The organism is Cloacibacillus sp. (assembly GCF_020860125.1).
Lineage (GTDB): Bacteria > Synergistota > Synergistia > Synergistales > Synergistaceae > Cloacibacillus.
This window is the reverse complement of sequence record NZ_JAJBUX010000119.1, coordinates 13104-19939: the sequence shown is the minus strand read 5'-3', so window position 1 is coordinate 19939 and position 6836 is coordinate 13104. Positions and strand designations below refer to the sequence as shown.

The window sequence follows — 6836 nt, the reverse complement described above, 5'->3', positions numbered from 1 at the left end:
GAATAATGCTTTGGATTTACACTGTATTATTCGTAGAGAGAGATTTTGCTGAAGATTTTTACTGCATAAAAAGGAGGAACGATTTTATGAGGCTTCCAACCTTCTGGGGAGGCATCCATCCGCCCCAGAACAAAGATCTGACCGTAAACGAAGAGATCGAATCCTATCTTCCGAAGGGTGAGCTTGTCTTTCCGATGGCGCAGAACTTAGGCGCGCCATGTTCGCCCGTCGTCGCGAAGGGAGATAGGGTCCTCGTCGGCACCCGCCTCGGCAACAACGACGCCTTCGTCTCCGCTCCGATTCTTTCAAGCGTCTCCGGAACGGTAAAGGACGTCACGATGAGAATGACGACGCCGGGAATGCTCGAAAACTGCGTGGTCGTGGAAAACGACGGCCTTTATGAGACGGCTCCCGAGTGGAAGCCGCTGGAAAATTACGAGAGCGCCGACCCGAAGGAATATATCAAACGCATTCGTGAGGCCGGCATCGTAGGCTTCGGCGGCGCGACCTTCCCAACCGCCGTCAAACTCTCCCCACCGCCCGATAAGAAGATAAACTGGCTCATCGTCAACGGCGTAGAGTGCGAACCCTACCTTAACTGCGACAACCGGCTGATGCTCGAGGGCGCGGAAAAGGTGGTAAAGGGGCTGCAGCTCGTGATGCGCATCTTCCCCGAGGCGAAGGGCGTAATCGCAATCGAGAACAACAAGCCGCAGGCGATCTCCGTGATGAACGATCTCGTCGCGAAGCTTGGCGCGGAGAATATTATCGTACAGCCGCTGGCGGTCAAATATCCGCAGGGCGCGGAGAAGATGCTGATCGAGGCGATAACCGGCCAGGAATATATCATGACGGCGCTTCCCGCCGATGTCGGCTGCATCATACTCAACGTGCGCACCGTCTTTCAGATCTACCGGGCGATCGCGGAGGGAAACCCCGCGACGACGCGTATCGTCACCGTCACCGGCGACGCCGTCGCCCACCCCAAGAATATCAAAGTCCCGCTCGGCACCTCTGTGCGCGAGCTGGTCGATCTCTGCGGCGGCTTTAAGGAGCAGCCCGTCAAGATCCTCTCCGGCGGCCCGATGATGGGTATTTCGATGCGCTCCATTGACGTGCCGGTGGTGAAGGGCACCTCCGGCATCCTCGCCCTCACGGCGAAGTCGGCGATGCTGAAGCCGATCACCCCCTGCCTCCGGTGCGGACGCTGTGTCTCGGCCTGCCCGATGGGGCTGATACCCAACGTGCTGGAACCGCTCGTACTGGAGCGTCTCTACACCCGTTTTGAGGAGGAGGGCGGCATGAACTGCATAGAGTGCGGGAGCTGCACCTACATGTGCCCCGCGAACCGTCCGCTGACACAGGGCTGCCGCGACGGCAAGGCCTCCGTGATGGCGATGCGCAGAAAGGCGGCTGCAAAATAATGGAACGTCTATTGGTAGTATCAAGTTCGCCGCATATACACTCCCCGCTCGATACGAGGACCATCATGGGCTGGGTGCTGGCGGCTCTCGCTCCCGCGGGGCTCGCGGGCATATATTTCTTCGGCCTCCGCGCCGCAGCGGTGATGGCGGTCTGCGTCGTCTCCTGCGTCGCCTTCGAGTACCTCTGGGAGAGGTGCACAAAGAGGACGATAACGGCGGGCGACCTCTCCGCGGCGGTGACGGGGCTTCTGCTGGCCTATAACCTGCCGCCGACCATTCCCTTCTGGATGGCGGTGCTTGGCAGCCTCTTCGCGATAATCGTCGTCAAGCAGTTCTTCGGCGGTCTTGGCTGCAACATCGTAAACCCGGCCCTCGCGGCGCGCGCGATGATGCTCACCAGCTGGCCCGTGCCGATGACGACCTGGACGCTTGACGGCGTCTCCGGCGCGACGCCGCTGGCCCTTATAAAGGCGGGAAGTCTGGACAAGCTCCCGAGCCTAACGAATCTCTTCGTCGGCAATATCGGCGGCTGTATCGGCGAGACCTCGGCCCTTGCGCTGCTCGTCGGCTTCGCCCTTCTTCTCTATAAAGACATCATCAAATGGCAGGTGCCGGTGATCTATATAGCGGTGGTCGCCGCGCTCTGCACGGTTTTCGGCAGGCCAGTCGGCCCGGTCTATGAGATACTCGCCGGCGGACTCTTCCTCGGCGCCATCTTCATGGCCACCGACTACACGACGACCCCCATCACGCTGCGCGGGCAGATGATCTTCGCCGTCGGCTGCGGACTGCTTACCTCGCTGATCCGCACCTGGGGCGGCTATCCGGAGGGAGTATCCTATTCGATACTGATCATGAACCTGACGGTGCCGCTCATCGACCGCGTCACCAAGCCGCGCATTTTCGGAGAGGTGAAAAAGCATGGGTAAGATCATAAAACTCGGGTTAGTTTTGTTCGTCATCACCGCCGTCACCGGCCTGATCCTCGGCGCGGTACACACAATCACGCTTGAACCGATCCGCGAGGCACAGGCGCGCGAGAAGAACGAGGCGCTCGCGGCGACCCTTCCCGGCGCGACGGAGTTCAAAAGGCTCCAGCCGTCGGAGAACGCGGGGATCATCAAGGAGATCTATGAGGGAAGCAGCGGCGGCAAGACCGTCGGCTACAACTTCACCGTCACGCCGAAGGGCTACGGCGGACCCATAGAGCTGATCGTCGGTATCTCAAACGAGGGGCGCGTCATGGACATCAAGATCCTCAGCCACAGCGAGACGCCGGGGCTCGGAGCCAAGGCGGTGGAGGAGCCTTTTGCGGGACAGTTCAAAGACAAGCTGATCGAAAAGCTCTTCGTAACAAAGACTCCCGCCGAGGTGGAGGACCAGATCCAGGCAATCTCGGGAGCAACGATTACCTCCAGCGCGGTAGTCGCCGGGGTCAACGAAGCGCTTGCCTACTGGAAAGCTGACTTCAGCGGCGGCGCTCAGGCGGATATGACCGGCGGAGCGGCTTCCGATTCCAAAACAAGCGAGGAGGCCAACTGATGATAAATCCTCTCAAACTGCTTAAAAACGGCATACTGACCGAAAACCCGACATTCGTGCTCGTTCTCGGGCTCTGTCCGACGCTTGCGGTAACCTCAAGCGCCGTCAACGGGCTTGGTATGGGGCTGGCCGCGACGGCGGTCCTCATGGGCTCCAATATCGCGGTGTCGGCGATACGCAAATTCATCCCCGACGAGATCCGTATCCCGGCCTTCATCGTCGTCATCGCGGGATTCGTTACCGTCGTACAGCTGCTCATCTCGGCCTACGCGCCGGCGCTCAACAAATCGCTGGGGATTTTCATCCCCCTGATCGTCGTCAACTGCATAATCCTCGCGCGCGCCGAGGCCTTCGCCTTCAAAAACGGCGTCGTAGCGTCGCTCTTCGACGGCATCGGCATGGGACTGGGCTTTACGCTGGCGTTGGTCCTGATCGGCTCTATCCGCGAACTTATCGGCAACGGCACGGTATTTGGGGCGACGATCCTTTCCTCCTCCTTCTACCAGCCGGCGCTGCTCGCGATCCTGGCCCCCGGCGGTTTTATCACCTTCGGGATACTGATGGGACTCTTCCGCAACAGGCAGATCAAGAAAGAGGAGAGGGAAAATGGCGGTGCTATCTCCTCATACGACGGCTGGGAACAGCTCTCGGCCTGCAGCGGATGCGCTTTGAAGAATATCTGCGGCGGCGGCAACTCTTCCGTCGTCTGCGCCAAAGAGACGGCTCCGGCCTCGCCCGCCGGTTCGTCTCCGCAAAAGGAGGCTGGTAAATAATGTCGCTTCTGGCTCTCTTCATCAGCGCGATATTCGTAAACAACATACTGCTGGCGAGGTTCCTCGGCTGCTGCCCATTCCTCGGCGTTTCAAGCCAGCTTGAGACGGCCAAGGGCATGGGAGTCGCCGTCATCTTCGTTACCACCTTCGCGGCGATCATGACCTCGCTCGCCTACACATTTATCCTTGTGCCGCTTGGACTGGAGTATCTTTACACACTCTCGTTCATCCTCATCATCGCGGCTCTCGTGCAGTTCGTTGAGATCGTGCTCAAAAAGGTGATGCCGGCCCTTTACAAATCGCTCGGCATCTTCCTGCCGCTGATCACGACAAACTGCGCCGTTCTCGGCGTCGCGGTCATCAATATGAACGAAAAGTACACGCTCGTCGAGTCGATCGTCAACGCCCTCGGCTCCTCGGCCGGCTTCCTGCTTGCGATCGTCCTCATGGCCGGAATCCGCGAGCGCATTGAGATGAGCACGGAGATGCCGCGTTGCCTGCGCGGGCTGCCGATCGCCCTTGTGACGGCTGGACTCATGTCGATCGCCTTCATGGGCTTTACCGGGCTCATCAAATAGGGAGGGACGCTTAAAATGAATGGAATGATCTATCCCGCGCTTGTAATGGGAGGCCTTGGAGTCGTCTTTGGCAGCCTCCTCGCCTTCGCCTCAAAAAAATTCTACGTTGAAGTCGACCAGCGCCAGGCCGATATCCGCGCGCTGCTGCCGGGCGCGAACTGCGGCGGATGCGGTTTCCCCGGATGTGACGGCTACGCGGAGGCCTGCGCCTCCGGCGCGGCAAAGCTCACCCTCTGCGCCGCCGCGGGCCCCGAGGTCGCGGCGAAGATCGCCGATATCATGGGCGTGGCCGCAGAATCGGCGGAGCCGCAGATAGCCTTCGTGAAGTGCCAGGGTTCCTTGGGCAAAACAGTCAAGGACTGCGTCTATCAGGGGGCGGAAGACTGCCGCGAGGCGGCCGTGGTTCCCGGCAGGGGACCTTCGTCATGCGCCTACGGCTGCATGGGCTTCGGGACCTGTGTAAAGGTCTGTGCCTTTGACGCGATCAAGATAGTTGACGGACTCGCCGTCGTGGACCGCGAAAAATGCGTCGGCTGCGGCAGCTGCGCCGCGGAATGCCCCCGCGGGGTCATTGCCATAGTGCCGAAGAAGTCAAAGGTCCAGGTCGCCTGCAGCAATCCGCTCAAAGGCCCGTTCGTGAAGAAGGTCTGCTCCGTGGGCTGCATCGGCTGTACGCTCTGCGTGAAGGCCTGCCCCAAAGAGGCGATCGAGATGAAGGGCAGCCTCGCCGTAATTGATGCCGGTAAATGCGTTAACTGCGGTCTCTGTGTATCGAAGTGCCCGGTCAAAGCCATCGCCGACGCCAGGCCGCCGAGGCCGGCAGTTACCGCACAGGATAGCGCGGCACCGGCGCAGTAAGACCTGTACTGAATTTATAGAGCGGCCGTCCCTCTGTAGCGGGGCCGCCGCTTCTGTCTTAACAAAATCATACTATAACGAAAAACGACATAGTCCCAGCTATGCCGTTTTTCGTTTATCCGCAGCCGCCTCTAAAAGGCCGTTTACATAATGCGGCTCACGGCGGGCAAACTTTGACATGTCCACTCGAACCGTCATCCTGCGTTAGCGAACGGCTTTGCCCATCTCGTACGCCCTATCCAGCGCCGGTCGATTGTTCAGTATAGTTCCTATTTCATCGGCACCAGTCCCGCAGAGAACATCGGCAAGCCTGCTCTCTTCAAAACACTCGATCCAGCCATTGATTCCCGTAACCACGCCTTCGACGGCCCTCTCGTCGGTATCAGCGGCGGCGGCCAGCAGGTAAATATCGCGGAAGGCATACTCCGCGGGGAAGAGCGGGTTGCTTCTGTCAAGCAACGTCTTCATCTGTCCCGACATCCCATAAAAATAGACCGGTGTGGCAAATACCAGCACCTCGGAGCGCCCCATCTGTTCAACGACGGCGTTGGCGTCGTCATTCAGCACACATTTCATGTTCCTTTGGCAGGCAAGACAGCCTTGGCAAAAGCCGATGTTCCTGTCATAGAGACAAACCTTCTTCACCTCATGCCCCGCCTCCTGCGCTCCTCTGGCAAACTCATCGGCCAACATCTCGGAATTGCCGCTTCTGCGCGGGCTGGTACAGACAATCAAAATCTTCCTGCTCATATTTTTCTCCCTCTCGGCAAATATATTTTATCTGTCGCTATGTTTTACAGGGTGATGCCGGCATTTATCTTTTATCGCGGGTCGGTGCGGCACCCTCCTCTTTTGCTGCTAAGATATAAGTAATTGTTCATAATATCAAATACCTATATTAAATTACATTCCATACGTTTAAAGCATATTAAGAAGCGCATCCATTACAACTAAAGATAAAAAGAACCGCCTTCGTTAAACTAAAACGAGGGCGGTTCTTACAACTTTGCCATAAATATGAAACCGAGCTTATTCATCTAAATATGCCGAAAAGTGAAGGTACGATGCCGAGGGGGCCCTACAAAAAATCACATTTCCCTGTTTACGGCCCTTAAAGCCTATTTATCCAGCGGCGGCAGCGGCTTTATCTCTTCGTCCTCTTTAAACTCCGTCCTCTGGCCCTCCACCTTATCATCCAGCCAGCCCTCTATCCTGTCGTAGATCGCGTCAGACCAGCTAGGGTTCTGCCACATCTTTCTCTTAGCCGTAGTTGAGAGACAGCCGCACATCATCGCCCCAAAGTAAAAATATGGGTGATGGGTGGCAAGCGCGATGCCAAAAAAGATAAAACACAATGACGCAAAAAGATCTCTGTAAAACATTTTATTTTCGTCCTTTTCTTCCTTTATCGCTTATCGTATTATAGCCGTTCGCCTTCAATAAAAAAAGCGCCTGTCCGTATTAGGAGGTAATAAAAAATGCTGCCGGCGCGTTTGCTGCCGGCAGCATTTCTCTCTTTTAATATTTCTACCGCCGCTGTTCTTACCAGGGAATACCAAGAATCAAGTGCGGCAGGAAGAGGACAAGCTTCGGGATGTAGGCGGTGACGAGAAGTACAGGAATCCAGCAGAGCACCATGAAGGTGAGTGCCGGCTTCATTA

At 57.4% G+C, this 6836-nt stretch carries 8 protein-coding genes; 6 read left to right on the top strand and 2 right to left on the bottom strand.

Translation table 11 applies throughout. The features are described 5' to 3' along the window. Window positions 1–86 precede the first annotated feature (86 nt). From rsxC to LIO98_RS14815, 6 genes are read left to right on the top strand one after another with little or no spacing between them, the layout of a single operon-like run. Window positions 87–1424 carry an electron transport complex subunit RsxC gene (gene rsxC, locus LIO98_RS14840; RefSeq protein ID WP_291958901.1) on the top strand — a complete coding sequence of 446 codons (1338 nt, stop codon included), beginning with the start codon at window positions 87–89 and terminating at the stop codon, window positions 1422–1424. Then, on the top strand, window positions 1424–2353 hold the full coding sequence (locus LIO98_RS14835) for an RnfABCDGE type electron transport complex subunit D (protein WP_291958899.1): 930 nt from the start codon (window positions 1424–1426) through the stop codon (window positions 2351–2353). Before rsxC ends, LIO98_RS14835 begins: the two co-directional genes overlap by 1 nt. Beyond that, window positions 2346–2966: an RnfABCDGE type electron transport complex subunit G gene (locus LIO98_RS14830; RefSeq protein ID WP_291958897.1), complete on the top strand. Its 621-nt coding sequence runs from the start codon at window positions 2346–2348 to the stop codon at window positions 2964–2966. The genes LIO98_RS14835 and LIO98_RS14830 overlap by 8 nt, the downstream gene beginning before the upstream one ends. Then, window positions 2966–3739: an electron transport complex subunit E gene (locus tag LIO98_RS14825; RefSeq protein ID WP_291958896.1), complete on the top strand. Its 774-nt coding sequence runs from the start codon at window positions 2966–2968 to the stop codon at window positions 3737–3739. The genes LIO98_RS14830 and LIO98_RS14825 overlap by 1 nt, the downstream gene beginning before the upstream one ends. Continuing rightward, window positions 3739–4317, top strand: coding sequence for an RnfABCDGE type electron transport complex subunit A (locus tag LIO98_RS14820; protein ID WP_291958895.1), 579 nt, complete (start codon window positions 3739–3741; stop codon window positions 4315–4317). The genes LIO98_RS14825 and LIO98_RS14820 overlap by 1 nt, the downstream gene beginning before the upstream one ends. A 15-nt stretch (window positions 4318–4332) precedes the next feature. Then, window positions 4333–5175, top strand: a complete 843-nt coding sequence (locus LIO98_RS14815) for an RnfABCDGE type electron transport complex subunit B (RefSeq protein WP_291958894.1) — start codon at window positions 4333–4335, stop codon at window positions 5173–5175. A 204-nt stretch (window positions 5176–5379) separates the two neighbouring features. Here the strand turns inward: LIO98_RS14815 and LIO98_RS14810 are convergent, their stop codons facing one another. Together LIO98_RS14810 and LIO98_RS14805 are read right to left on the bottom strand one after the other, a co-directional pair. Further along, window positions 5380–5925 (bottom strand): flavodoxin family protein, encoded by a 546-nt coding sequence (locus LIO98_RS14810; RefSeq protein ID WP_291958893.1) that lies wholly within the window; start codon window positions 5923–5925, stop codon window positions 5380–5382. Window positions 5926–6293: 368 nt separating this feature from the next. Further along, complete coding sequence (locus tag LIO98_RS14805) at window positions 6294–6530, bottom strand: hypothetical protein (protein WP_291958892.1); 237 nt, start codon at window positions 6528–6530, stop codon at window positions 6294–6296. Window positions 6531–6836 lie beyond the last annotated feature (306 nt).